Raw genomic sequence first — 26841 nt, forward strand, 5'->3', positions numbered from 1 at the left:
TCATTCTAGGCAGCTGCCGAGCCCCATTCCCACCCCCTTGGCACAGGAAACTCCGTGTTTTCTCGAACCCGCCTGTGCATGAGTCGGTACAAACTATCGTCGGAGTTCGGTTGCAAACTTGCCATATTTACGCTAAATAAGCTGATCTTCTCGCGAGGGCAGCAGTCAGGACAGCCCCCTCGCCGTGGCCAAGGAGGCAGTGCAACAGACTGTCGACGGCCCAAGTCACTTGCGGAATGAGGCGGTCCCATGCCATTAGCTGAAACCAAGCCGGAAGCGCTTAAGAAATTCACCCCGTATGAGCCGGCAGCGGGTGAAGAGTACATGAACGAGAAGCAGCTAGCGCACTTCCGCCAGATCCTGATGGAGTGGAAACAGGAGCTGATGGAAGAGGTCGATCGCACCGTGCGTCACCTGCAGGAAGATGCCAACAATTACGCGGACCCTGCAGACCGTGCCACTCAGGAAGAAGGCTTCAGCCTCGAGCTGAGAACACGTGATCGCGAGCGCAAGCTGCTGAAGAAGATCAACGAGACCATCGAGAACATCGATGAGGACGACTACGGTTTCTGCGAGTCCTGTGGCATCGAGATCGGTATTCGCCGTCTGGAAGCACGTCCGACCGCTACCCAGTGTGTCGACTGCAAGACACTGGCCGAGCTGAAGGAAAAGCAGCTGGGCCGCTAAGCCCTGCTGTCGATGAAGCGACGTCAGGCCGTCGCCCTCATCCCCCATACGGGCACCCTCCTCGGAGCGGTGCCCGTATGCGTTCAGGCCCTGCTGCCTGCGAATCCCCTACCACGAAGGATGACGGAGCCCACATGCCTACCGCCTACCGTGGCCGCTTTGCCCCCACCCCTTCCGGTCCGCTGCACGCGGGCTCACTTCTGGCTGCCGTCGCCAGCTATCTCGATGCCCGCCATCACGGCGGCGAGTGGCTGGTGCGTATCGAGGATATCGACCCTCCTCGCTGCCCCGCCGGGAGCGCCGATACCATCCTGCGCCAGCTGGATGCCTTCGGTCTGCAGCGGGATGGTGAGCTCCGCTATCAGAGCCAGCGTCACGCCGCCTACGCCGATGCACTGGAACAACTGAAGGCCAGTGGTATCGCCTACCCGTGTGACTGCTCGCGCAAGCAGTGGCGCGAGCATGCCATCTACCCCGGTTGGTGCCGTGAGCGGACCGAACCGCCCGAGGGCGAGCATGCCTGGCGGCTGGACGTGCGCGCGGCAGAGCGCTTCGGCGGCTCCCGGGCCATCGCTGGCTGGCAGGACCGCCTGCAGGGCACGGTCCAGCTGGATCTTGTCACGCTAGGCGACGTGGTGCTCAAGCGACGCGATGGCCTGTGGGCCTATCAGCTGGCCGTGGTGGTGGATGATGCCGAGCAGGGCATCACCGATGTCGTGCGCGGGCTCGATCTGCTCGACAACAGCCCCTGGCAACGTCTGCTGCAATCCGCGCTCGACCTGCCGATGCCACGCCTGACGCACCTGCCGCTGATCACGGCCGACAATGGCCAGAAGCTCTCCAAACAGAACCTGGCGCCGGCCCTGCCGGAAGACGCCAGCGCGATTCGAACGCTGCTGCACCATACCCTGACACTGCTCGGTCAGGCGCCGCCGCCCGAACTGGCGACCGCCAGCCCCGCTGAGCAACTCGCCCACGCCACTCCTCGCTGGTCACTTGCGGCGGTCGGCACCGCGCCGTCACTCAGTGCAGCCACTGCTCCAATGACAAGGACTGATGAAGGCAGCTGAGGGCAGCCGAGACCGGATACGCCATACAGTCGGAACGCCTGACAACAGCCACGATTGTCGGATTGCCACCCCTGTGGGAACAGGACAGACTCGAGCGACAGTCATCCCCTCATGCACACCCTCAGGCGAGCGACATCACCCCATGGCCCGGATTCTGATCGTCGAAAAGGAAGGTGCTTCGCGCAACACGCTGCAGCATCTGCTGGAGCGCGAGGGTCACGACGTGGTGCAGGCCAGCGGCCTGGAGGATGCCCGTCTGCAGCACCCCGCCGACTTCGCGCTGGTGATCTGCGACAGCGAACTGGCCGGAGACCATGCCGTCCCGATCCTGCGTGCCAGCCGGCCGACCCCCGTGCTGCTGCTGGCCGACGACCCCAGCCTGCATGCCGCCATCGGCTGCCTGAAGGCGGGGGCAGCCGACTATCTTCCCAAGCCGTTTGACCAGCAGGCCTTCGCGCGCAGCGTGCGAGATGCGCTGTCTCTGCCACGCCTGGGGGCGCCGAGTGCTGCGCCGCCTCCGCCCCAGACGCATGCTGGCACGACCAACAAGCCGGTGGAGATGATTGGCCATTGTCGCGCCATGCAACAGGTCTACACCCGCATTCGCAAGGTAGCGCCCGCCGATGTCACCGTGCTGGTACTGGGTGAGTCCGGCACCGGCAAGGAGCTGGTCGCGCGCGCCATTCATCGCCAGAGCGAACGCCATCAGGCGCCGCTGATCTGCGTCAACTGCGCCGCCATTCCCGAGACGTTGATCGAGTCCGAGTTGTTCGGCCATGAAAAAGGTGCCTTCACCGGCGCCACCAGCTCGCGCACAGGCCTGATCGAAGCCGCCGATGGCGGCACACTGTTTCTGGATGAGATCGGTGAACTGCCGCTGGATGCCCAGGCACGCCTGCTGCGGGTGCTGCAGGAGGGCGAGATTCGCCGCGTGGGGGCCATCGAGACCCGCTACGTCGACATTCGCCTCATCGCCGCGACCCACCGCAACCTGCATCAGCTCTCGGCCAGCGGCGAGTTCCGCCTCGACCTCTATTACCGCTTGAACGTGATGGAGATCGACCTGCCGCCCCTGCGTGAGCGTGGAGATGACGTGCTGGAACTGGCCGAGCATCTGCTGGCCGGCATCGCCCGCAAGCATGGCCGCGATGGCATGCGACTCTCCCAGCGGGCGCGCCAGGAAATCCATCACTACGCCTGGCCCGGCAATGTCCGTGAGCTGGAAAACGCCCTCGAGCGGGGCGTCATTCTGGCGGAGCGTCGCATCATCGCCCCTGAGGACCTCGGCCTGCGCACGCCCTCAGGGCAGCCGCTTCAAGCAGCGCCCGCCGCCACAACAGCCGACTCGGTGCCCTCCAGTGTTCAGGTGCCCAAGACAGCGGGCAAAGGGGCGGCGAAAGGTGCAGTGAAAGGTGCCGCCAGTGGCTCAAGTCCCGGAACGACTTCCGCGTCTGTCACAGGTCAGCCCGCGGCCGGCCAACAGGGCACGGGCCTACCACCGCCTGCGGACACCCCGCGCAGCGGCCTCTCGGTGATCGGCGATGCCGGTGAGGAGGAAGACCTCTCGCTGGAGGACTACTTCCAGCACTTCGTGCTCGAGCATCAGGACCACATGAGCGAGACAGAGCTCGCGCGCCGCCTCGGCATCAGTCGCAAGAACCTCTGGGAGCGGCGTCAGCGCCTGGGCATTCCACGCCGCAAGGGCCGCCGCAGCTCTCCCGCAAACTGACATTGGCGTGATGAAGCTTGAGCGGCACTGGAGCACTGACGCTGGCGCACAGAAGTCACTGCGCTGAAGTCACTGCGCTGAAGTCACTGCACCATGCAGGTGCCCTCCCGGGCGAGCAACCCGCCTGCGGCGCCACCTTGCCTGCCATAGATCCCCGCATCATCGATGGCATCGCTAGACTTTAGTGTCGAAAGACTCGAAAAAAACCCAGCTCAATCATTAGCTTGCAAGCCACTTCGTTAGACCTTCGCACCAATTGTTACCATCGACCCCAAATCATGACCCCATCCAGCGCACCAATGGCCACGTCAGGTAACACCTCGCACCTCTCTACACCTCACGTCTCAGCTACCTATGTCTAAATGACTGAATTGCTGGTTTTTTTTAAGCTGTGGCACATCCGATGCAATAACACGGTCAAGAAAAAGAACAACCGGAAATACGAAGCGCGCCCAACAACAACAAGAACGCGCAATGCTTCGAAAACCCTCGACACCAACAAGAACAATACCCGTCGAGCGCGTGACATTGATGATGAACCGCATGCCTCACTACATGAGTGGTGGCAGGCAAGAGCCAAAACAAGAACAAACGGCCGCAGTTCATCATCCGCCGATCCAACAACAACAAGATATCGGCAGTCCGGAATCTACTGACCAGGACGCGACGAATCCGGCCTCGAGCACCAACAAGAACAACAGGCTCGACCCCGGATCACCCCCGAAACAACAACAACTCGCGGGGGGAGGCTACTCAGCCGTCGGTGAATGGAAGATTGTTTTGAATACGAGATGGTCACCGAACAGACAGCCAGACAACAACAACATGATCTGCAACACGAAGGATCTGTCTGCATTGATTTGTGACTGTGGTGCGTATTCAGGGCGATGCGCCATCACGAAAAAGAACATCCGCTCAAGGATGCGTGTACCCTACCTGCAAGGGAGACCGAGTGATCGGTCTCCCTTTTTCCTTGTCTGAGAGGTGATTCTTGCCTCGTCAGACGCCTTGAAGTGCAGAGTCGGCCCCTGGATGGCAGACCGGCGCTTTGCCAAGGTATCTGCCCTCGGCTACACTGGGCGGCCTGCCACGCACGAGTCGAATCGCTGCATGCTCAAAGGATTTACCCGCTTTCTACAACGCCCCGGTGACCGCTTGAAGACGCTTTTCAATGCAACTGACGCGCCCGCGGCCCCATTGCCCAGCCTGCGTGTGATACCGCGGGATGAGCATCCCGTGTCCCGTCGCCAGCTCAGCGAGAATGCGCTGAAGGTACTCTATCGCCTGCAAAGCGGTGGATATCAGGCCTATCTGGTCGGCGGCTGTATCCGTGATGCCCTGCTCGGACAACGCCCCAAGGACTTCGACGTGGCCACCAACGCCACGCCGGAACAGGTCCGCGAGCTGTTCCGCAATGCCCGCATCATCGGCCGTCGTTTCCGTATCGTGCACGTGCGCTTCGGTCGTGAGGTGATCGAGGTCACCACCTTCCGCGGCAAGCCGGCCGATAGCACGCCCAGCCAGCATACCCAGCAGTCGGAAGACGGCATGTTGCTGCGCGACAACGTCTTCGGCTCCATCGAGGAGGATGCGCTGCGCCGCGACTTCACGATCAATGCCCTCTATTACGACGTGTCCGATTTCACGATCCATGACTGGGCCAATGGCGTACGCGATATCGAAGCGCGCATGATTCGCCTGATCGGGGATCCGGAAACACGCTATCGCGAAGACCCGGTGCGCATGCTGCGTGCCGTCCGCTTCGCCGGCAAGCTGGACTTCGACATCGAGGAGGCCACGGCCGAACCGATGTACGAACTGGCCCCGCTGCTGCTGCAGATTCCGCCGGCGCGGATGTTCGAGGAAGTGCTCAAGCTGTTCATGTCCGGCTATGCACTGGAAACCTTCCATCTCCTGCGTGAGTTTGGGCTGTTCCAGATGCTGTTCCCCGAGACGGAAGAAAGCTTCGCGCATTATCACTGGTCCATGCCGCTGATCGAGAAGGCACTGGCCAGCACGGACGACCGCATCCGCGAAGACAAGCCGGTCACGCCGGCCTTCCTGTATGCCGCCCTGCTGTGGCCGGGCGTCAAGGCGCGTACCGATCAGCTGATCGCCAGTGGCATGCCCGACATTCCGGCAGCCCACCAGGCGGCCCAGCAGGCGATCGCTCGCCAGCTCAACCACACCTCGATCCCGAAGCGCTTCAGCATTCCGATGCGCGAGATCTGGGACATGCAGGCCAAGTTGCCGCGTCGCCGTGGCAAACGCGCCTTCCAGACCCGCGAGCATCCTCGCTTCCGCGCCGCCTACGACTTCCTGCTGCTGCGTGAATTCGCCGGCGAAGTGAAGCCGGGGCTGGGCAAGTGGTGGACCGACTTCCAGGAAGTCGATGCTCGCACCCAGGTCACGATGATCGAAGGTGTCTCCGATGAAGGCCCCGCCGGCAGCAAGCCAGCCGGCACCAAGCGTCGCGGCAAGCGTCGGCGCAATGGTCGCGGCCAGGGCTGAGCAGTGGCTCGCCTGAGCCACTGCCGTCTCCACGCAGGAACTCCGCATGATTTCGACAGCCTTGATTGGCCTCGGCGCCAATCTTGACGATCCGCGCGCTCAACTGGAGCGCGCGCTTGAGGCTCTCGACCGGCTGCCGCTGACCCGCTGCACGCGACATTCTCGCCTGTATGCCAGCAAGCCGGTCGGCCCGCAGGACCAGCCCGACTTCGTCAACGCCGTTGCCGAGCTAACGACCCGCCTGTCCCCCCTCGCTCTGCTTGATCAGCTGCAAGCCCTTGAACAGCAGCATCGTCGCGTGCGACTGCGTCACTGGGGTCCCCGCACACTGGATCTTGACCTGCTGCTCTTCAATGACAGCAGGATCTCGACGCCGCGTCTCGTCGTACCCCATCGCGAAATGCTCAAACGTGGTTTCGTGATGCGTCCGTTGGCTGACCTGCTGGGCCCGCAGTGCCTCAGCGTGCTGGGCGAGGAGAATCTCGAAACACTGGCGTCTCGAGTTGAGGGCGATGACTTGCTCCCCCTCGGACCTCAGGAGTAGAGTTTCGCCATCTTGTTACCGTCGTGCCCACTTTGGCCTGTGCGGTAACACTTTCTGGTAACACCGGCCCGTGTCGCTCGCAGTCCGCCCTCGGCGGCCTTCTCGCGATCGCGGCTGCTCGACGCCACGGGCAGCCGCGTCATACGCGCCGCAACGAGTAAGCGTCCCGATGAAAAACGTCACCCTGAGCACCCTGCGCCGCCTCAAGGCCGATGGTGAGACGTTCAGTTGCCTCACCGCCTACGATGCCACCTTTGCTCATCTTGCCAGCGATGCCGGCATTGAAGTGCTGCTGGTCGGCGACTCTCTCGGCATGGTCCTGCAGGGCCATACCAGCACCCTGCCCGTCACCATCGATGACATCTGCTACCACACCGCCGCCGTGGCACGTGGCAAGCAAGGCAGCCTGCTGATGGCCGACCTGCCCTTCATGAGCAATGCCAGCACCGACATCCTGCTCGACCATGCGGCGCGTCTGATGCGTGCCGGTGCCGAGATGGTCAAGGTGGAAGGCGAAGCCTGGCTGGCCGGTGCCGTCACTGCACTCGTCCAGCGTGGCGTGCCGGTCTGCGTGCACATGGGCCTGACGCCACAGCACGTGCATGCCTTCGGCGGCTACAAGGTACAGGGCCGCGACGAGGCCCGCGCCGAGCAGATCATCTCCGATGCCCGCACGCTGGAAGCCGCGGGTGCCGCGATCATCCTGCTCGAATGCGTGCCGTCCGAGCTGGCCGCGCGCATTCGTGATGCTGTCGAGGTGCCGGTGATCGGTATCGGTGCCGGCGTGGACGTCGATGGCCAGATTCTGGTCATGCACGACATGCTCGACCTGACGCCCGGCCGCAAGCCGCGCTTCGTCAAGAATTTCATGAGCGATGCCGGCAGCGTGCAGGAGGCCTTCGCCGCCTACCACCAGGCGGTCAAGACGCGCAGCTTCCCGGCGCCGGAGCACGGCTTCTGATGAAAACCGTCTCCCAGATCAACGCCCTGCGCGAGCAACTCGCCCAGGCACGCCGCGATGGCCTGCGTATCGCGCTGGTGCCGACCATGGGCAACCTGCATGCCGGCCACCTGTCGCTGGTCCGTGAAGCGCGCCGCCATGCCGACATGGTTGTCGCGAGCATCTTCGTCAATCCGCTGCAGTTCGGCCCCGGCGAAGACCTCGACAGCTATCCGCGCACCCTCGAGGCCGACCAGAATGCGCTGGCCGCCGAAGGATGTGACCTGCTGTTCGCCCCCTCGACGGCAGAACTCTACCCCACGGGCCGCGACGGGCTGTGCAACGTGCAGGTGCCGGGCGTTTCCGAAGGCCTGTGCGGCGGCAACCGTCCGGGTCACTTCGATGGCGTCGCCACCGTCGTCAGCATCCTGTTCAATCTGGTACGCCCTGAAGTCGCCTGTTTCGGCGAGAAGGACTTCCAGCAGCTGGCAGTGATCCGCAAACTCAACCGCGACCTGCATTTCGGCATCGAGATCATCGGTGTGCCCATCGTGCGTGCAGAGGATGGTCTGGCGCTGTCATCACGCAACGGCTACCTGAGTGAGCAGGAGCGCGCCATCGCGCCGCGTCTCAAGCAGTGCCTCGATGCCCTGAAAGCTCGTCTTGAGCAGGGCGTGGCACGCGATGTGGCGCTACGCGAGGCCCTGGCCGCCATCAGCGAGAGCGGCTTCAAGCCGGACTACCTCGAACTGCGCCGCGCGGCTGACCTGGGGCCAGTCGAGAATGACACCCGCGAGGCGGTGATACTGATCGCCGCACACCTGGGCCGTACGCGCCTGCTCGATAACCTGAAGGTCGCCTTGCCGGTGGCCTGATGCCTGATTAGACTGCGCCGCCTTGCACCCTGGCGTGGCACTGTCCGCCACGTCAGACGCGCCATGGCCCTGGTCCCAGGGCCTTGATCTGCGCCCGGCGGCGCTCAACTGGAGACATCCTGATGCAAGCCATCATGCTCAAGGCCAAGCTGCACATGGCCCGCGTGACTCACGCCGTCCTCAACTACGAGGGCTCCTGCGCCATCGATGGCGACCTGCTCGACATGGCAGGCATTCGTGAGTACGAACAGATCCAGATCTACAACGTGGACAACGGCAAGCGCTTCACCACCTATGCCATTCGCGGCGAAGAAGGCTCGAAGATCATTTCGGTGAACGGCGCCGCAGCCCACCAGGCCGACGTCGGCGACCGCGTGATCATCTGCGCCTTCGCCAACTATGCCGAGACCGAACTGGACGCGCACAAGCCCTCCATGGTCTACCTGATGGAAGGCAACGAGGTCAGCCATACAGCTAATGCCATTCCGGTCCAGATGGCCTGAGCACGCCTTGCTGCCTGCTGCTCTACGCTCGGAGGGCTGATGATTCAGGCCTCGAGCCTGCCGCGAGCGCTCCAACACGACGCCAGCCCTGCCTGCCAGAGCGCTGGCGTCGTGCCGTCTAGATAAGCGATACGTATGGCTAAAGGCTGACACTGGAGATGTCCTTTGGCGATTGCCGCACCGCACAAAACTGCCTTATGCTGGAATCTCACCTCAGCAGGACTGCGCCTCGCCCGCTTGATGGCATGGCCATAGTCGCAGCCAATTGACTCAGACAGTCTCGCAAGAGAACAGGAGCGTTCAGATGCAGGATGTGGTGATCGTAGCAGCCCGTCGTACCGCCGTAGGCGCCTTCGGTGGCAGCCTGGCTGACATTTCCGCCGCGGATCTCGGCGCACATGTCATCAAGGATATCCTCGCCAGCACGGGCGTCAGTGGCGATCAGGTCGATGAAGTGCTTCTGGGCCAGGTGCTGACAGCAGGATGCGGTCAGAACCCGGCACGTCAGGCGGTCATCAAGGCAGGCTTGCCGGAAGGCGTGCCCGCCATGACCATCAACAAGGTCTGCGGGTCTGGCCTCAAGGCGCTGCACCTGGCCACCCAGGCCATCCGTTGCGGCGATGCCGAGCTGATTCTGGCCGGCGGTCAGGAAAACATGTCCCTGTCTCCGCACGTGTTGCCCAACTCGCGTAACGGCAAGCGCATGGGCGACTGGAAGGCGATCGATTCCATGGTCCACGACGGTCTGTGGGATGCCTTCAATGACATCCACATGGGCATCACCGCCGAGAATCTGGCCGAGAAATACGAGATCAGTCGTGAAGCCCAGGACGCCTTCGCGGCCGCCTCTCAGCAGAAGGCCTGCGCAGCCATCGAAGCTGGCCGCTTCAAGGGCCAGATCGTCCCGGTCGAGATCCCGCAGCGCAAGGGCGACCCGATCGTCTTCGATACCGACGAGAACCCGCGCGCCGGCACCACGGCCGAGAAGCTCGCGGGCATGCGCCCGGCCTTCAAGAAGGACGGTACCGTTACCGCCGGCAATGCCTCGGCGCTCAACGACGGCGCTGCCGTGGTCATGCTGTGCTCCGCCGACAAGGCACGCGAGCTGGGTCTGACGCCGCTTGCAACCATCAAGGCCTACTCCAACGCGGGTGTTGATCCGAAGATCATGGGCATCGGCCCGGCGCCGGCGACTCGCCTGTGCCTCAAGAAAGCCGGCTGGAGCCTGGAAGACCTCGACCTGATCGAAGCCAACGAAGCCTTCGCCGCCCAGGCCCTGTCGGTCAACAAGGAGCTGGGCTGGGATGTCGACAAGGTCAACGTCAATGGCGGCGCCATTGCCCTCGGCCACCCGATCGGCGCCTCCGGCTGCCGTGTGCTGGTCTCGCTGGTCCACGAGATGATCGAGCGTGATGCCAAGAAAGGTCTGGCGACCCTGTGCATCGGTGGTGGTCAGGGCGTCGCGCTGGCCATCGAGCGCAGCTGATCGCTCCCATCTGTACCCCCGCCTGAACCCTCCCTGCTCGCGCAATCTTGAGCAGGGAGATATGCAAAAGCCCCCGCCAGGGCACTGGCGGGGGCTTTTTCTTGCCCGGAGAGCTCACCTCTCACGCAGAGCAGGCAAGACCGGGGCGGGGACGATCCGCGACGATCGGTCAGTCCTGGGCGACGGCCTCTTCAGCCTGAGCAGCGGCAAAGGCCGCCTTCTCTTCTTCGCTGATCTCTTTCAGCGACAGCTTGACGCGATTGCGGTTGTCGATGTCGAGCACCTTGACCACCACCTCATCGCCTTCGTTGAGGTAGTCACGTACGTCATTGACCCGCTCCTCGACGATCTGCGAGATGTGCAGCAGACCATCGGTGCCCGGCATGAAGGTGATGAAGGCACCGAAGTCGGCGATGCGCGCCACCTTGCCGGCATAGAGCTTGCCGATCTCAGCCTCGGCAATGATGCCCTCGACGTATTTGGCAGCCGCCTGAGCCTGCGCCTTGTGCTCAGCATAGATGCGCACGCTGCCATCATCGTCGAGATCGACATTGGCGCCGGTCTCTTCACAGATCTTGCGGATGGTGGAGCCGCCCTTGCCGATCACGTCACGCACCTTGTTGGGGGCGATCTTGAGGGACAGCATCGCCGGGGCATTGTCCGAGACTTCCTGGCGACTGGCGGCCAGTACCTCATTCATCTGCGCGAGGATGGTCAGACGTGCCTCGAGGGCCTGTTCCAGCGCCTGCTCAAGAATCTCCTCGTCGATCCCCTCGATCTTGATGTCCATCTGCAGCGCGGTAACGCCTTCGGCGGTCCCCGCGACCTTGAAGTCCATGTCGCCGAGGTGGTCCTCATCGCCGAGGATATCGGTCAGTATCGCGACGCCATTGTCGTCCTTGACCAATCCCATGGCGATACCCGCGACCGGTGCCTTGAGCGGCACACCGGCATCCATCAGCGCAAGAGAGGCCCCACAGACGGATGCCATCGAGCTCGAACCATTGGATTCGGTGATCTCGGAGACGACACGGATCGCGTAGGGGAAGGCCTGCAACGACGGCAGCATGGATTCGATGCCCCGACGCGCCAGACGCCCATGGCCGATCTCACGCCGCTTGGGCGCGCCGATGAAGCCCGTCTCGCCGACGCAGTAGGGCGGGAAGTTGTAGTGCAGCATGAAGCGGTCCTGCTTCTCGCCGGACAGCCCTTCGATCAGCTGTGAGTCGCGCGTGGTCCCCAGGGTGGCAGTGGCGATCGCCTGGGTCTCACCGCGGGTGAACAGCGCCGAGCCATGCGCCTTGGGCAACACGCCCACCGCCATGTCCAGCGGTCGCACGGTGCGGGTATCACGACCATCGATACGCGGCTCGCCGGCGATCACGCGCTGACGCACGATACGCTTCTCGAGCGCCGCGAAAGCCGTGGCGACAGCCTCGACACTGAAGCGCGCATCATCCTCGGCGCCCAGCAGGTCGATGGCCTGCGCCTTGAGCGCCGACAGACTGTCCTGCCGCGCCATCTTGTCACTCAGGCGATAGGCATCACCGATCTGGGTGGCGAAGCTCTGCTCCAGCGCCTCGACCAGCACGCGGTCGAGTTTCTGCGGCACCCACGCCCACTTGGGACGATTGACCTTGGCGGCGAACGTCTCGATCCCCGTGATGGCTTTCTGCATCTCGTGATGGCCATAGAGCACGGCGCCGAGCATCTCGTCTTCCAGCAGCTCCTGGGCTTCGGATTCGACCATCAACACGGCCTTCTCGGTGCCCGCCACCACCATGTCCAGCTCGGAATGCGCCAGTTCGCTGTAGCCGGGATTCAGGAAGTAGCCGCGCTGCTCGCTGAAGCCGACGCGCGCCGCACCCACGGGGCCAGCGAAGGGCACACCGGAGATGCAAAGCGCTGCTGAGGTGCCGAGCAGTGCCGCGATGTCCGGGTCGACATTGCGCTCCGCCGACATCACCGTGCAGACCACCTGCACCTCATTCATGAAGCCTTCGGGAAACAGCGGGCGCATCGGACGGTCGATCAAGCGTGAGGTCAGGGTTTCCTTCTCGGTGGGACGCCCTTCGCGCTTGAGGAAGCCGCCGGGGATACGCCCCGCCGCGTAGGCCTTCTCCTGATAATGGACCGACAACGGGAAGAAGGACTGGCCGGGTTTCGGCGACGCCTTGGCCACCACGGTGCACAACACCGAGGTATTGCCCATGGTCACCATCACGCTACCGGTCGCCTGACGCGCGATGCGGCCGGTCTCGAGGGTGATGGTGTCATTACCGTACTGGAAGCTGTGCGTTACCGGGTTCACGGCGCATGTCCTTTAATCTGATAGTCATCGATGCCAGGCGCTCATGGTAAAGCGCGCCACAGGCAATGAAAAGCGGGTTGATCCCACGCGACAAGCGGGCTGCAGCGCGGGTCGAGCCTCTGATCTGAAGCCCGGATCACCTCGGTATCAGGCACAAAAAAACCGACACCGCCCGCAGGCAGTGTCGGTTTTCCTGTGCCCACCGGGGGCCCGCCATGCACCGAAGTGCATGGCGGCAACATCGCTGATTAGCGACGCAGACCCAGACGCTGGATCAGAGCGGTGTAACGCTCGAAGTCCTTGCGCTTGAGGTAGTCAAGCAGCTTGCGGCGCTGGTTGACCATGCGGATCAGACCACGACGGGAGTGGTGATCCTGCTTGTTGGCCTTGAAGTGACCCTGCAGGCCATCAATGTTGGCGCTCAGCAGAGCAACCTGAACTTCCGGGGAACCGGTGTCGTTCTCGCCACGGCCGAATTCGGAAACGATCTCAGCCTTCTTCTCAGCGGTAAGTGCCATCTGTCTCTCCAGTAAGCAATATGCTTGATAGATTGGAAATGTCGAAGACCACGCATATTTGCAGTCTTCATGCGGCTTGCGGCGAGGCCGCAATCAGCTCACCCAGCCGCCGCCTCGACGGCAGAACTGAGCAGTCGGCGAGGAGCGATGACGCCCTCCGCCGCAATCCGGACCAGCCCGAGCAACTGCTGGTCCTGATACACACGAGCCAGGGAATCCACTTCCAGCGATCCTGTCGTCGTTTCGGCCTGCTGACCACGCAAAATCATCCGCGCCATCCCGGCAGTGATGTCGAGACGCGGGAGATGATCGAGCAGGATGTCGACAGGTAACAGAACGCCTTCACGTGCCTGCTGATCAGCCAGCGCTTCGAGGCGCTCGAAATCCAGCATGGCATCACCCGTGAACGGGCCCGTCTTGAGACGACGCAGTGCCGTGAGGTGGGCTCCACAGCCCAGCGCCTCGCCGATATCCTCGGCCAGACTGCGTATGTAGGTACCCTTGCTGACCGCCACTTCGATCTCGATGCCATCGGAGTGCCGCGCAAGAAGCGACATATTGTAGATGGTAACGCGACGAACTGCACGCTCGATTTCAACCCCCTGGCGCGCCAGCTCATAGAGCGGACGTCCCTGGTGCTTGAGCGCGGAGTACATCGGCGGCACCTGATCTATCTCGCCACGGAACCTGTCCAGCACCGCGTCCAGCTCGGCCTGCGCAATCTCGGGAATCTCCCGCTCGCGAATCACCGTACCTTCCGCATCACCGGTATCGGTGACCTGGCCAAACTTGACCCGTGCCCGATAGACCTTGTCTGCCTCAAGAAGATGCGAGGAGAACTTGGTCGCTTCCCCGAAGCAGACCGGCAACAGGCCTGTCGCCATCGGGTCGAGCGTGCCGGTATGACCGGCCTTCTGTGCCTGGTAGAGGCGACGAGCCTTCTGAAGCGCATAGTTGCTGGACATGCCCTTGGGCTTGTCCAGCAACAGTACGCCATCGATCGGCAAGCCGCGACGACGACGGCCCATCAGGCGTCCGGCGTGGTGCCCGGGGCACCGTCTTCGCTGTCGTCATCACCACGTTCTGCACTGCGCTTGCGATCGTCGGCGACCGCATCGTTGATCAGTGAGGACAGGTGATGGCCACGAACGACGCTCTCATCGTAATGGAAGCGCAGTTCCGGTACATGACGCAGCTGAATGGTGCGCGCCAGCTGGGAGCGCAGGAAACCTGCCGCGCGCTTGAGCACGGCGAGGTTCTCCTTGATGCGTTCCGGGCTGTCGTCACCCAGCAGGGTCACGTAGACATCGGAGTAGGACAGGTCGCGGCTGACCTTGGCGGCGCTGACCGTCAGCATACCAAGGCGCGGGTCCTTGACCTCGCGCTGAATCAACAGCGCGAGCTCTTGCTGGATCTGGTCCGCCACGCGGTCAGTACGGCTGTATTCACGCATCCGTGATCTCTCCTTGCAGGGGCGCTATCAGAGCGTGCGCTCGACCTGGATCTGGTCGAACACCTCGATCTTGTCGCCAACCTGCACGTCGTTGTAGTTCTTGACGCCGATACCACATTCCATGCCGTTGCGGACTTCGTTGACGTCATCCTTGAAGCGACGCAGGGATTCCAGCTCGCCTTCATAGATGACCACGTTGTCACGCAGCACGCGGATGCGCTTGGAGCGGTACATGGTGCCTTCGACGACCATGCAACCGGCGATCGCGCCGATCTTCGGTGCCTTGAAGACATCACGCACTTCGGCAACACCGACGATCTGCTCGCGGAATTCCGGTGCCAGCATGCCAGTCATGGCCAGCTTGACCTCGTCGATCAGCTGATAGATGACGCTGTAGTAGCGCAGATCCAGACCTTCACGCTCGACGATCTCACGCGCGGAGGCGTCAGCACGGACGTTGAAGCCGACCAGGATCGCTTCGGAAGCGAGTGCCAGGTTGGCATCGGTACCGGTGATGCCACCGACACCGGAAGAGACCACGGCCACCTTGACTTCTTCGGTGGAGAGTTCTTCCAGCGCGCCACGAATGGCTTCCAGAGACCCCTGCACGTCGGCCTTGAGGACGACGTTGACCTTGGCGACTTCGTCCTGGCCCATCTGGGAGAACATGTTCTCCAGCTTGGCCTTCTGCTGACGTGCCAGGCGCACTTCGCGGTACTTGCCCTGACGGAAGTTGGCGACTTCACGTGCCTTCTTCTCGTCCGGTACCACGGTGAACTCTTCACCGGCGTCCGGCGTGCCACCCAGCCCCTGGATCTCGACCGGCATGGCCGGGCCCGCGGAATCGACCTGCTTGCCGAGTTCGTTGATCAGCGCACGCACACGGCCGTAATGCAGGCCGGCGAGGACGATATCGCCCTTCTTCAGCGTACCGTTCTGGACCAGCACGGTCGCGACCGGACCACGGCCCTTGTCGAGACGGGACTCGACCACGACGCCCTTGCCCGGCGCGGACGGCACGGCCTGAAGTTCGAGAACCTCAGAAACCAGCAGGACACCTTCGAGCAGCGCGTCGATGTTCTCGCCGGTCTTGGCGGAAACGTGGACGAACTGGGTATCACCCCCCCATTCCTCGGAGATGACACCGTGCTGGGACAGCTCATTCTTGACGCGGTCCGGATCAGCACCCGGCTTGTCGATCTTGTTCACCGCCACGACCATCGGGACACCCGCGGCCTTGGAGTGCTCGACAGCCTCGATGGTCTGCGGCATCACGCCGTCATCGGCAGCCACCACCAGGATGACGACGTCGGTCGCCTTGGCACCACGAGCACGCATGGCGGTGAACGCCGCGTGGCCCGGGGTATCCAGGAAGGTGATGTCACCGTTGTCGTGCTCGACGTGGTAGGCACCGATGTGCTGGGTGATACCACCCGCTTCACCTGTGGCGACCTTGGTGCGACGGATGTAATCCAGCAGCGAGGTCTTGCCGTGGTCGACGTGACCCATGACGGTGACAACCGGCGCGCGGGTGATCTGCTCACCTTCGTAGGAGATGCCTTCGAGAACGGCTGTCTCGAGTGCGTCATCCTTGATCAGCTTGGGCGTGTGACCCATTTCCTCGACCACGATGGTCGCGGTTTCCTGATCGATCGTCTGGTTGATGGTGACCGCAGCGCCCATGTTGAACATGGTCTTGATCACTTCAGACGCCTTGACGGCCATCTTGTCGGCGAGGTCTGCCACTGAGATGGACTCAGGGATGGAGACTTCACGGACGAAGGTCTGGACCGGCTTCGGCGGCTGACGGTTGGCATCACGGCCACCACGACGACCACCGCGACGCTCGGCGCGCTTGACCTTCTTGGCCCCGCCACGCTTGCGTTCACTACGGTCTTCACGGGCTTCGCGACGATCACGTGATTCATCACGCGGCGCAGCCTTGGCGCGACGCGGTGCATCACCACGCGGCTCCTTCGGCGGCGCATTGACTTCCGGCGCAGCGTCGGCGGCCGGCGCAGCAGCCGGTGCACTCTGACGAGGACGCTCTTCGCGACGGTTGTCATTGCCACGACGCTCTTCGCGCTGCGGTGCCGCAGCCGGCTTGTCCGCAACGGCAGCTGCCGGTGCAGCAGCCGCCGGCGCTTCTGCAGCCTGCTCTTCGCCCTCTTTGACGTAGGTACGCTTCTTGCGCACCTGCACCTCGATGGACTTGCCGCGACCACCACCTGTGTTGATGCGAGACTTGGTCTTGCGGGTCAGGGTAATGCGATTCTTGGGCGCTGCCGGAGCCGCGCCACCACCGTGGCTCTTGGTGAGGTGATCAAGCAGCTTCTGCTTGTCGACCTCAGAGACGGCGTCGTTCTCTGACTTGTGCTTCAGACCCGCTTCATGCATCTGTTCCAGTAGGCGGGCTGACTCGCGGCCCACCTTCTTGGCGAATTCTTTGACTGTCATTTCTGACATGTACGACCCTCCTGAGCCCGTGACCTAGTTACTGTTCGCTTGCGAACCAGGGCGCGCGGGCGGTCATGATCAACGCCGCTGCTCGCTCTTCGTCGACGCCTTCGATGTCTTTCAGATCATCGATGGCCTGCTCAGCAAGGTCTTCCATGGTGACGATACCCTTGCTGGCCAGGATGTATGCCAGATGACTCTCCATGCCTTCCATGTTGAGCAGGTCTTCGGCCGGCTGTGCGCCGTCCAGTTGCTCTTCAGTGGCGATGGCGAGATTCAGCAGTTCATCCTTGGCCCGAGCGCGCAGCTCCTCGACCAGATCCTGGTCAAAGCCCTCGACCTCGAGCATTTCCTCGAGCGGGACATAGGCGATTTCCTCGAGTGAGGTGAAGCCCTCGTCCACCAGGACACGGGCTAGATCCTCTTCAATCTCGAGATGAGTGATGAAATATTCGACAAAACTGTCGATTTCCTGCTCGCGCTTGCCCTCGGCTTCCGCCTCGGTCATGACGTTGAGCTGCCAACCGGTCAGCTCACTGGCCAGACGAACGTTCTGACCGCTGCGACCGATGGCCTGGGCCAGGTTGTCCGCAGCGACAGCGACATCCATGGAATGGGTGTCTTCGTCGACCAGAATGGAACCGACATCTGCCGGCGCCATGGCGTTGATGACGAGCTGGGCAGGATTGTCATCCCACAGGATGATATCCACGCGTTCGTTACGCAGTTCATTGGACACGGCCTGCACGCGTGAACCACGCATGCCGACACAGGCACCGATCGGATCGATGCGCTTGTCGTTGCTCTTGACCGCGATCTTGGCGCGCGAACCCGGGTCACGGGCAGCCCCCTTGATCTCGATCAGCTGCTCGGCGATTTCCGGGACTTCGATCTTGAACAGCTCGATGATCAGCTCAGGACGCGTACGCGACAGGATCAGCTGAGAACCACGAGCATCCGCGTCGACTTTCCACAGCAGGGCACGAACCCGCTCGTTCAAGCGGTAGCGCTCGCCGTGAATCATCTCACCGCGCGGCAGGAAGCCTTCGGCGTTGTCGCCCAGATCGATGATGAGGCCATCACGTGTCGTCTTCTTGACGATACCCGCGACCAGCTCACCTTCACGCTCGGCGTAAAGACGCACCACTTCCGCACGCTCGGCCTCGCGCACCTTCTGCACGATGACCTGCTTGGCGGTCTGTGCCGCGATGCGACCGAACGCTTCGGATTCGATCTGCTTCTCGACCACGGCACCCAGCGCCAGCGGCTCTTCGCGCTGTTCGGCGATGCTGGCCTTGATCTCGTAGTCCGGCGTCTCGAACTCGTCGTCTTCGACGACGGTCCAGCGACGGTAGGTCGCGTAATCACCGGTGACACGATCGATCTTGACGCGGATATCCGCCTCTTCCTGATCGAAACGCTTGCGTGACGCCGAAGCCAATGCCGCTTCGACGGCTTCGAAAATCACATCCCGCGGCACGCCTTTCTCGTTGGAGATGGCGTCAACGACCAGCAGAATCTCTTTGCTCATGACTTTGCCTCGCCAGAAACCTGTCCTTGCGCATCGACCCGGGCTCGCAACGCGAGCGGTGTGCCGACAACGTCAGTTATTTGAACTGCGGCACAATGCGTGCCTGGTCGATGCTTTCAATGGGAAAGCAGTATTCTTCTTCATCGACCCGGATCACGACATCACCGTCTTCGGTGCCAGTCACCAGCCCCTGGAACTTGCGCTGGCCATCGAAGGCCTGGCGAAGTCGCAGTGCCACCACGTGACCGATGTAGCGCTCGTACTGGTCAAGCGTGAACAACGGACGATCCATGCCTGGAGACGAGACTTCAAGCTGGAACTGACCGGTAATGGGGTCCTCGACATCCAGTACGGCACCTACCTGACGACTGACGCTTGCGCAGTTGTCCACGGTAATGCCATCGGGATGGTCGATATAGATCACCAGACGGGACTGCTTGCCTTGGGAGAGATAGTCGATACCCCAGAGCTCGAAGCCCAGAGCAGAGACGACTGGATCGATAAGCGCGTTAAGCGCAGCGTCCTTGGTTGACACAGACGAGGCTCCTACAGCAGTTGCATCAGGCACCTGACCGGGAGTAGAGAAGAGAGCTAGGTGGCTGATTGGCACTGGTGCTAACAAAAAGCCCCTTCATAGGAAGGGGCCTTTCAAGAAACTTGGTAGCGGGGACCGGATTTGAACCGATGACCTTCGGGTTATGAGCCCGACGAGCTACCAGACTGCTCCACCCCGCAACAATAGTCGGACGATGGTAATGTCACCGAAAAAGGAGGTCAAGGAATGACGTCTTTCCAAGGTGGCAGAGTTGCGTCCAGACTGCCAATCGATCTAACAAGATGGTGCCGAAGGGGGGACTTGAACCCCCACGACCGTAAGGTCACTACCCCCTCAAGATAGCGTGTCTACCAATTCCACCACTTCGGCACGGGGGCGGGTATCGCCTGAGACGTTACCCGGAAGAATTCAAAGTCAACGCCTTGAATTCCTTAGAGTGCTGGCTGGTCTGCGTTGCCGCTTTCCTCAAGCACTGGCGACGTATTCTCCACACTTTCCTCGGAGTCGTCAAGTGATGGCAGTGAATTTTTCTGCTGCTCGATCACGCTGGCATTCGGAATGCCCGCTTCGACTGACGGCTGGTTGGCATTGGATGCGAACCAGGCCAGTGTCAGAGAGGTCGCGAAGAAGCCCGCGGCCAGAACACCCGTGAAGCGCGCGAGGAAGTTGCCGCTACCGCTGGACCCGAAAACGGTCTGGGAAGCACCACCGCCACCAAAGGCAGCGCCAGCTTCGGCACCCTTGCCCTGCTGGAGAAGGACGAGCACGATCAGCGCGACCGCGAGTACCACATGGACCATCAGAACGGCTACTTGCATGAGATTCAACCTGCAGACTGGCAAATGGCTAGGAATTCGTCGATCTGGAGCGAGGCACCGCCCACGAGACCGCCGTCGATATCCGGCTGCGCAAGCAGCTCGGCGGCATTGGCAGCTTTCATGCTACCGCCGTACAACAATTGCATTGCCTCGGCGAGCGAGGAAGACCACTCGGCCAGGCGCGCGCGAATGGCCGCATGGACCTCCTGCGCCTGCTGGGGCGAGGCGGTGCGCCCGGTACCGATGGCCCAGACGGGCTCATAGGCGACGACCAGACGCGTGCGCTCATCGGCGGAGAGCGCGGAGAACACCGCCTCCAGCTGTCCCAGCACGACACGCTCCGTGTCACCGGCTTCACGCTCCTCGAGCGTCTCACCGACGCACAGCACCGGTGTGAGGCCAGCGGCAAGCGCCGCCTCGACACGCGCCAGCACCGCCGCATCGTCTTCAGCATACAGGCTTCGACGCTCCGAGTGCCCGACCAGCACCATCGCGGCACCGACATCCTTGAGCATCTGACCCGCCACTTCGCCGGTAAAGGCACCCTCGCTCGCCGGGTTCAGCGTCTGCCCCGCCAGCGCCACGCTCACAGGCATGCTCGCGCGAGCGGCGCTCAGATAAGGGAAAGGCACTGCCAGCGCCACCTGAATGCCCTGCGGCAGCTCAGCCGCCTGCAGGCCCCGGGCAAACTCATCGACCAAGGCAAGATCACCATTCATCTTCCAGTTTCCGGCAATCAGCGGTGTACGCATGTGCTTCTCCCTTGTGAGCAGTGCGAGGATGGTAATGGAGCCGCCCTTGACTGACAACCTTCGCGACCCCTGTCAAGCCCCGTGATCCGGCACGATCAGGCTCGGGGCAACTGCCAGAAACGACAACAGGCGCACTCGGCGCCTGTTGTCGTCCTGCGCAACCCGACCGCTCGGCGACGTGAACCGTCACCCCGGCGAGCTGCCTTGTCAGCGCATCACGCCGACATGCTGGATTCGACCGTCGCGGCGATCTGGCCCGCCAGCGCATCGACATCGAAGTGCGGACGGCCTTCGACCATGACGCGAATCAGCGGTTCCGTACCGCTGGGACGCAGCAGCACGCGCCCTTCATTGCCCAGCGTCTGCTCCACTTCGACCACCGCGGCCTGCACGGCGTCCGCCGCCATCAGCGCCTTGTTGTCGCAGCCCGGCGCCAGACGCACATTGATCAGCGCCTGCGGAGCCTTTTCGAAGCCGACCAGCAATTCACTGAGCGAGCACTCTTCACGCGCCATGATCGCCAGCACCTGCAGCGCCGAGACGATGCCATCACCGGTGCTCTGGATATGGCTGCAGACGATGTGACCGGAGGATTCGCCGCCCAGCTGCCAGCCGTTGGCTTCCAGACGCTCGATGACGTAGCGATCACCGACCTTGGCACGCTCGAAGGGGATTCCCAGACCTTCCAGCGCCGCCGCCAGACCGAAGTTGGACATCAGGGTGCCGACGACACCGCCGCCCAGCACACCGCGCTCGTGACGGTCACGCGCGATCATGTAGAGGATGTCGTCACCATCGATGACACGGCCATCGGCATCGACCAAGATCAGGCGGTCACCATCCCCATCGAAGGCCACGCCCAGATCGGCGCCCTGCTCGATGACAGCTGCGCGCAGCGCCTGCGGGTGCGTGGAGCCGACGCCCTGATTGATGTTGAGGCCATCCGGCTCACCGCCGATGACGCTGACCTTGGCACCCAGCTCACGGAAGACGTTTGGCGCGATGTGATAGGTCGCACCATGCGCGCAATCCAGCACCACCTTCATGCCGTGCAGACCCAGACGGCCCGGCAGCGTGGACTTGCAGAATTCGATATAGCGGCCGGCCGCATCCTGGATGCGTGACGCCTTGCCCAAGCTATCCGGGCCGACGATCACGATATCGCGGTCCAGCTCGGCTTCGATCTCGGCTTCCAGCGCATCATCCAACTTGGTGCCGGCTGCGGAGAAGAACTTGATGCCGTTGTCCGGATAGGCGTTGTGGGAGGCCGAGATGACGATACCGGCATCGGCGCGGAAGGTGCGCGTCAGATAGGCGATCCCCGGTGTCGGCATCGGGCCGAGCAGGGAAACATCGACACCTGCTGCCGAAAGGCCGGACTCGAGCGCGGATTCGAACATGTAGCCCGAAATGCGCGTGTCCTTGCCGATCAATACCTTGCCGCGGCCGTGACGGGCGAATACGCGCCCTGCCGCCCAGCCCAGCTTGAGCATGAAGTCTGGCGTGATGGGGAATTCCCCAACCGTGCCGCGAATACCATCCGTACCAAAATAACGTCGACTCATCGTATCGTGCCTTCCTGTAGCACGGCCCATGCCATATCGACAGCGTCGACAGTCGGGGCCACGTCGTGAACGCGAAACAGCCTGGCCCCGTCACGAACGGCCAATGCCGTCAGCGAGAGGTTACCAGCCAAGCGATCCTCTACCGCGCGCCCGAGGGCATTGCCGATCATGCTCTTGCGTGAGGTGCCGATCAGCAGCGGGAGGTTGAATTCATGCAACTGCGCCATGCGGTGATACAGGCGCAGATTGTCTTGCAGTGACTTGCCGAAGCCGAAACCGGGGTCCAGCAACAGTCGCTCACGCGCGATGCCTGCCGCCTCACAGGCCGCGATGCGCGCCGCCAGAAACGTCCGGACTTCCTGCTCGATGGACTGAGCATAATGCGTATCCTGCTGCATGGTGTCCGGCTCGCCGCGCATGTGCATCAGACAGACGGGCAGCCCGCTGTCAGCGGCAGCCTCGAGCGCGCCGTCTCGATTCAGCGCACGCACGTCATTGATCATGCCGGCCCCCAGCTGTGCGGTCTCGCGCATGACTTGCGGGTTGCTGGTATCGATGCTCACCAACGCGCCCAGCTCGCTCACCAGCCGCTCCACCACCGGGCAGACCCGCTCAAGCTCTTCTTCGGTACTGACCGGCGTCGCCCCGGGGCGTGTCGACTCACCGCCGACATCGATCATCGCGGCACCATCAGCCAGCATCTGCTCGGCATTGCGCAGCGCGGCGTCCAGTGTCGCGCTGCGACCGCCATCCGAGAAGGAGTCCGGGGTCACGTTGAGAATCCCCATCACCCGCGGACGCGAAAGATCGAGAAGGTGTCCACCACACTCCAGCGACATCAGATGGCCCACTCGAGGCTCTAGAGGCGTACTCAAGGCAGAATTCGTCATGGCATTCCATGCAGGCGAGAGGGGCACGAAGGTGTCTTCGCAGCCCGGTCAGAAATGATTGCGCACCACTTTAAAGAGCCAGCCCATGGCGCGCAAGGCGTGGAATGGCCGCCACACGGGGCGTCAGCAGATGGCAACGCCATTGGCTCAGACCTTTCACCCCACGCTCATCATGGCGCTGACAATGCCCGTGCAGAGACATGAGTCGACGCCGCCACGCCACGGCGTAGGCAACTCATCAGCAGCACCTTAACTTCACCAGCGTCATTGCTGCAGCGGCACAGGCCACCACTGCTGCAGACAAGAAAACGCCCGACTGGCAAGCCAGTCGGGCGTTTTTCCTTTCTGAGGCTCAGACATCGCATGCGATATCGGGCGCCCCTTATGCCTAGATCAGGCCTAGATCAGGCCTACATCAATGACCGCTCGGACCACCCAGCGGGTCAGACGGGCGACGGCGGTTGCTGTCGTCATCTTCACTGCCATCAGCGTCATCATCCGCCTTGGGAGCTTCCGCCTTCGGAGTGTCGGCAACCGGGGCCACCAGGCCACCGTCACCGCCGCTTGCCGGGCCACCCCAGTCTTTCGGCGGACGCGGAGTACGACCTGCCATGATGTCCGCCAACTGCTCGGCATCGATGGTCTCGTAGGTCATCAGCGCTTCGGTCATCGCATCCAGCTTGTCGCGATTCTCTTCCAGGATCTGCTGCGCCTTGGCGTAGCACTCGTCGATGATACGACGCACTTCCTTGTCGAGACGCGAGGTGGTGTCGCCAGACTTCAGCTTGCCACCACCCTGACCCGGACCACCGAGGAACTGATGGGACTCGTCCTCGTCGTACATGATCGGGCCCATCTCGCTGGAGAGACCCCACTTGGCGACCATGTTGTGGGCAAGCTCGGTAGCACGCTTGATGTCGTTGGACGCACCGGTGGTGACACCATTCGGGCCCAGCGTCATCTCTTCGGCGATACGACCACCGAACAGCGAGCAGATCTGACTGATGATCTGCTGGCGCGAGTAGCTGTAGCGATCCTCTTCCGGCAGGAACATCGTCACACCCAGCGCACGACCGCGCGGAATGATCGACACCTTGTAGACCGGATCATGCTCGGGCATCACCAGACCGATGATGGCGTGGCCAGACTCGTGATAGGCCGTGTTGCGCTTCTCCTTCTCGGACATGACCATCGACTTGCGCTCGGCGCCCATCATGATCTTGTCCTTGGCCAGCTCCAGCTCTTCCATGCCGACCAGACGCTTGTTGCGACGCGCGGCGAACAGGGCGGCTTCATTGACCAGGTTGGCCAGGTCAGCACCGGAGAACCCCGGCGTACCACGTGCAATGTTGACCGGCACGACGTCGTCGCCCATCGGCACCTTGCGCAGGTGCACGCCGAGGATGTGCTCGCGACCACGGATGTCCGGCAGTGCAACGGTCACCTGACGGTCAAAGCGGCCCGGGCGCAGCAGCGCAGGGTCAAGCACGTCAGGACGGTTGGTCGCGGCGATGACGATGATGCCATCGTTCGCCTCGAAGCCATCCATCTCGACCAGCAGCTGGTTCAGTGTCTGCTCACGCTCATCGTGACCACCGCCCATGCCGGAGCCACGGTGACGGCCGACGGCGTCGATCTCATCGATGAAGATGATGCACGGCGCCTGCTTCTTGGCCTGCTCGAACATGTCACGCACACGAGAGGCACCGACACCGACGAACATCTCGACGAAGTCAGAGCCGGAGATGCTGAAGAACGGCACCTTGGCCTCACCGGCGATCGCCTTGGCGAGCAGAGTCTTACCGGTACCCGGCGGGCCTACCATCAAGACGCCACGTGGGATCTGACCACCAAGACGCTGGAACTTGCTGGGGTCCTTGAGGAAGTCGACCAGTTCCTCGACCTCTTCCTTCGCTTCGTCACAGCCTGCGACGTCGCTGAAGGTGGTCTTGATCTGGTCCTGGCTCAGCAGCTTGGCCTTGGACTTGCCGAAGCTCATCGGGCCACCCTTGCCGGCACCGCCACCCTGCATCTGGCGCATGAAGAACATGAAGATGGCCAGAATGATCAGAATCGGGAAGCTGGCAATCAACAGGCGTGTCCACAGCGACTGCTGCTCAGGCTTCTTGCCGATGACCTCCACCTTGTTGGCAAGCAGGTCATCCATCAGCTTGGGGTCGGACGCCGCCGGCCGGATGGTGGTGAAGCTGGAGCCATCGGCCCGCTCACCCTCAATGGTGTAACCATCGATGGTCACACTCTTGATCCGGTCGTTCTGCACCTGCTGGACGAACTGTGAATAGTTCATCGCCTGCGGCGAGGTATCGACGCTGAAGTTGTTGAACACCGTCAGCAGCACTGCTGCGATGATCAACCAGAGAATCAGGTTCTTCGCCATGTCGTTCAAGGGGACACCCTCATTGCATGAATCTGTCTTGGCATGCCGTGAATACTCCGACTGCCGTCTTGTGGTGGCCTGCCATGCTATCTGATCGTGCCTGCGGGGTATCAAGTCAGCGCAACGCGCCACTTCGCCCTACCGAGTCACTCAAAGCTTGCCGTGCATTGTGCTACTTGCCTGCCAGCATCGGTAAGGCATTGAAACCCACCGAACTGTCACTGGCCCATCGTACTCAAGACCCAATGATATCGACACTACACCAGATGGGGGCTGGCAACCATTGCTTAAAGCCCGACAATGGACTATTGCGCCGATAGACAGCCTGCATCAGCCAGCGCCAGTGATTCGCCCGGACACATTGGCACCAGCTTGGACGAGCATCGCATGGCTCGCCTTAACCCGCGATGAAGCATGCGACCAGCAACGTGGGAATCTCGCCACCGCGAGCCGATGCCTGCCGCATGCAGCGCCGGACAAGGACACTTACCGTCAACCCTTGAAGCCCTGCCCCAGCAGATAGACTTCGCGTGAGCGAGCACGCGACGCTTCCGGCTTGCGGGTCACGACCTTCTTGAAGCTGCCGCGCATGTCCTTCAGGTAGGCATCGAAGCCCTCGCCCTGGAAGACCTTGACCAGGAAATTGCCGCCCGGCTTGAGAGTCTGGCGCGCCAGATCCAGCGCCAGCTCGACCAGGTACATGCCGGCAGGCTGATCGATCGCGCTCATGCCGCTCATGTTGGGCGCCATGTCGGAGATCACAAGGTCCACCGGGCGGTCGCCCAAGGTGGCCAGAATCTGGTTCAGCACGGCCTCTTCGGTGAAGTCGCCCTGAATGAAGTCGACCCCGGCCAGGGCGTCCATCTCGAGAATGTCGGAGGCGATGACCACGCCTTCCATGCCGACGCGGTCCGCGGCGATCTGGCTCCAGCCACCGGGGGCTGCGCCGAGGTCAATGACGGTGGCGCCCGGCTTGAGCAGGCGGTCCTTGTCATCGATTTCAATCAGTTTGTAGCTGGCACGGGAACGATAACCGTCGGCCCAGCTGCGCTGGACATAGGCGTCATCAAAGTGTTCCTTCATCCAGCCAGCACTGCTCTTGCTGGGGTGAGCCACGTTGTCACCTGGAATGTCGGGGAAAATCGAATACTGGCGGGAGATAGCGCGGGGGATAACGACGACACGAAAGGCGTGGCGAGCTTGCGCACGGGTCGTGTCATGAGCGTCGTCATGGAGTAGAATGGCGG

The 26841-nt window shown here is 62.4% G+C and carries 23 protein-coding genes and 2 tRNA genes; 10 read left to right on the plus strand and 15 right to left on the minus strand.

The window, feature by feature from the left end; all coding sequences use genetic code 11:
• Nucleotides 1-249 precede the first annotated feature (249 nt).
• The 10 genes from dksA (at nucleotide 250) to MKZ40_RS09610 (ending at nucleotide 10345) form a co-directional block, all read left to right on the plus strand.
• Nucleotides 250-687 (plus strand): RNA polymerase-binding protein DksA, encoded by a 438-nt coding sequence (gene dksA, locus MKZ40_RS09565; RefSeq protein ID WP_175089052.1) that lies wholly within the window; start codon nucleotides 250-252, stop codon nucleotides 685-687.
• A 134-nt stretch (nucleotides 688-821) separates the two neighbouring features.
• Complete coding sequence (gene gluQRS / locus MKZ40_RS09570) at nucleotides 822-1757, plus strand: tRNA glutamyl-Q(34) synthetase GluQRS (RefSeq protein WP_175089051.1); 936 nt, start codon at nucleotides 822-824, stop codon at nucleotides 1755-1757.
• A 142-nt stretch (nucleotides 1758-1899) separates the two neighbouring features.
• The gene (locus MKZ40_RS09575) at nucleotides 1900-3486 is read left to right on the plus strand and encodes a sigma-54 dependent transcriptional regulator (protein WP_254627033.1); all 1587 of its coding nucleotides are present in this window, start codon (nucleotides 1900-1902) and stop codon (nucleotides 3484-3486) included.
• Nucleotides 3487-3848: 362 nt separating this feature from the next.
• A complete protein-coding gene (locus MKZ40_RS09580) occupies nucleotides 3849-4142 on the plus strand; it encodes a hypothetical protein (RefSeq protein ID WP_175089050.1) in 294 nt (97 codons plus the stop codon).
• Nucleotides 4143-4596: 454 nt separating this feature from the next.
• On the plus strand, nucleotides 4597-5997 hold the full coding sequence (gene pcnB / locus MKZ40_RS09585; RefSeq protein WP_175089049.1) for a polynucleotide adenylyltransferase PcnB: 1401 nt from the start codon (nucleotides 4597-4599) through the stop codon (nucleotides 5995-5997).
• A 46-nt stretch (nucleotides 5998-6043) separates the two neighbouring features.
• A complete protein-coding gene (folK, locus tag MKZ40_RS09590) occupies nucleotides 6044-6541 on the plus strand; it encodes a 2-amino-4-hydroxy-6-hydroxymethyldihydropteridine diphosphokinase (RefSeq protein ID WP_175089048.1) in 498 nt (165 codons plus the stop codon).
• Nucleotides 6542-6710: 169 nt separating this feature from the next.
• Nucleotides 6711-7502, plus strand: a complete 792-nt coding sequence (gene panB / locus MKZ40_RS09595; RefSeq protein ID WP_175089047.1) for a 3-methyl-2-oxobutanoate hydroxymethyltransferase — start codon at nucleotides 6711-6713, stop codon at nucleotides 7500-7502.
• A complete protein-coding gene (gene panC, locus MKZ40_RS09600) occupies nucleotides 7502-8356 on the plus strand; it encodes a pantoate--beta-alanine ligase (RefSeq protein WP_175089046.1) in 855 nt (284 codons plus the stop codon). The genes panB and panC overlap by 1 nt, the downstream gene beginning before the upstream one ends.
• 122 nt (nucleotides 8357-8478) lie before the next feature.
• Nucleotides 8479-8859, plus strand: a complete 381-nt coding sequence (gene panD / locus MKZ40_RS09605) for an aspartate 1-decarboxylase (protein WP_175089045.1) — start codon at nucleotides 8479-8481, stop codon at nucleotides 8857-8859.
• A gap of 304 nt (nucleotides 8860-9163) precedes the next feature.
• Nucleotides 9164-10345 (plus strand): acetyl-CoA C-acetyltransferase, encoded by a 1182-nt coding sequence (locus MKZ40_RS09610; RefSeq protein WP_175089044.1) that lies wholly within the window; start codon nucleotides 9164-9166, stop codon nucleotides 10343-10345.
• Nucleotides 10346-10514: 169 nt separating this feature from the next.
• On the opposite strand, the gene pnp is transcribed toward MKZ40_RS09610, so the two are convergent.
• The 15 genes from pnp to rlmE all read right to left on the minus strand — a co-directional run bounded on the left by pnp (nucleotide 10515) and on the right by rlmE (nucleotide 26710).
• Nucleotides 10515-12656, minus strand: a complete 2142-nt coding sequence (pnp, locus tag MKZ40_RS09615; protein ID WP_175089043.1) for a polyribonucleotide nucleotidyltransferase — start codon at nucleotides 12654-12656, stop codon at nucleotides 10515-10517.
• Nucleotides 12657-12904: 248 nt separating this feature from the next.
• Complete coding sequence (rpsO, locus tag MKZ40_RS09620; RefSeq protein ID WP_065392421.1) at nucleotides 12905-13174, minus strand: 30S ribosomal protein S15; 270 nt, start codon at nucleotides 13172-13174, stop codon at nucleotides 12905-12907.
• Nucleotides 13175-13272: 98 nt separating this feature from the next.
• Nucleotides 13273-14202, minus strand: a complete 930-nt coding sequence (gene truB / locus MKZ40_RS09625) for a tRNA pseudouridine(55) synthase TruB (protein ID WP_175089042.1) — start codon at nucleotides 14200-14202, stop codon at nucleotides 13273-13275.
• Nucleotides 14202-14627 carry a 30S ribosome-binding factor RbfA gene (gene rbfA / locus MKZ40_RS09630; RefSeq protein WP_043333400.1) on the minus strand — a complete coding sequence of 142 codons (426 nt, stop codon included), beginning with the start codon at nucleotides 14625-14627 and terminating at the stop codon, nucleotides 14202-14204. Before rbfA ends, truB begins: the two co-directional genes overlap by 1 nt.
• A gap of 27 nt (nucleotides 14628-14654) precedes the next feature.
• Nucleotides 14655-17093, minus strand: coding sequence for a translation initiation factor IF-2 (infB, locus tag MKZ40_RS09635; protein ID WP_175089041.1), 2439 nt, complete (start codon nucleotides 17091-17093; stop codon nucleotides 14655-14657).
• 28 nt (nucleotides 17094-17121) lie between these two features.
• The gene (nusA, locus tag MKZ40_RS09640; RefSeq protein WP_054556444.1) at nucleotides 17122-18615 is read right to left on the minus strand and encodes a transcription termination factor NusA; all 1494 of its coding nucleotides are present in this window, start codon (nucleotides 18613-18615) and stop codon (nucleotides 17122-17124) included.
• Between the two features lie 76 nt (nucleotides 18616-18691).
• Complete coding sequence (gene rimP / locus MKZ40_RS09645) at nucleotides 18692-19150, minus strand: ribosome maturation factor RimP (RefSeq protein ID WP_175089040.1); 459 nt, start codon at nucleotides 19148-19150, stop codon at nucleotides 18692-18694.
• A 123-nt stretch (nucleotides 19151-19273) separates the two neighbouring features.
• Nucleotides 19274-19350 (minus strand) — tRNA-Met (locus MKZ40_RS09650).
• Nucleotides 19351-19453: 103 nt separating this feature from the next.
• A tRNA-Leu gene (locus MKZ40_RS09655) sits at nucleotides 19454-19540 on the minus strand.
• A gap of 62 nt (nucleotides 19541-19602) precedes the next feature.
• On the minus strand, nucleotides 19603-19989 hold the full coding sequence (gene secG, locus MKZ40_RS09660; protein ID WP_043333391.1) for a preprotein translocase subunit SecG: 387 nt from the start codon (nucleotides 19987-19989) through the stop codon (nucleotides 19603-19605).
• 5 nt (nucleotides 19990-19994) lie between these two features.
• Nucleotides 19995-20741, minus strand: a complete 747-nt coding sequence (gene tpiA / locus MKZ40_RS09665) for a triose-phosphate isomerase (RefSeq protein WP_175089039.1) — start codon at nucleotides 20739-20741, stop codon at nucleotides 19995-19997.
• A 215-nt stretch (nucleotides 20742-20956) separates the two neighbouring features.
• Complete coding sequence (gene glmM / locus MKZ40_RS09670) at nucleotides 20957-22306, minus strand: phosphoglucosamine mutase (RefSeq protein WP_043333386.1); 1350 nt, start codon at nucleotides 22304-22306, stop codon at nucleotides 20957-20959.
• On the minus strand, nucleotides 22303-23094 hold the full coding sequence (gene folP, locus MKZ40_RS09675; RefSeq protein ID WP_175089079.1) for a dihydropteroate synthase: 792 nt from the start codon (nucleotides 23092-23094) through the stop codon (nucleotides 22303-22305). Before folP ends, glmM begins: the two co-directional genes overlap by 4 nt.
• A gap of 517 nt (nucleotides 23095-23611) precedes the next feature.
• Complete coding sequence (gene ftsH / locus MKZ40_RS09680; protein WP_175089038.1) at nucleotides 23612-25603, minus strand: ATP-dependent zinc metalloprotease FtsH; 1992 nt, start codon at nucleotides 25601-25603, stop codon at nucleotides 23612-23614.
• A 483-nt stretch (nucleotides 25604-26086) separates the two neighbouring features.
• Nucleotides 26087-26710 (minus strand): 23S rRNA (uridine(2552)-2'-O)-methyltransferase RlmE, encoded by a 624-nt coding sequence (gene rlmE, locus MKZ40_RS09685; RefSeq protein ID WP_225347478.1) that lies wholly within the window; start codon nucleotides 26708-26710, stop codon nucleotides 26087-26089.
• Between the last annotated feature and the right edge of the window lie 131 nt (nucleotides 26711-26841).

It is taken from the genome of Cobetia sp. BMC6 (genome assembly GCF_029991385.1).
In the GTDB taxonomy this organism is placed as follows: Bacteria; Pseudomonadota; Gammaproteobacteria; order Pseudomonadales; family Halomonadaceae; genus Cobetia.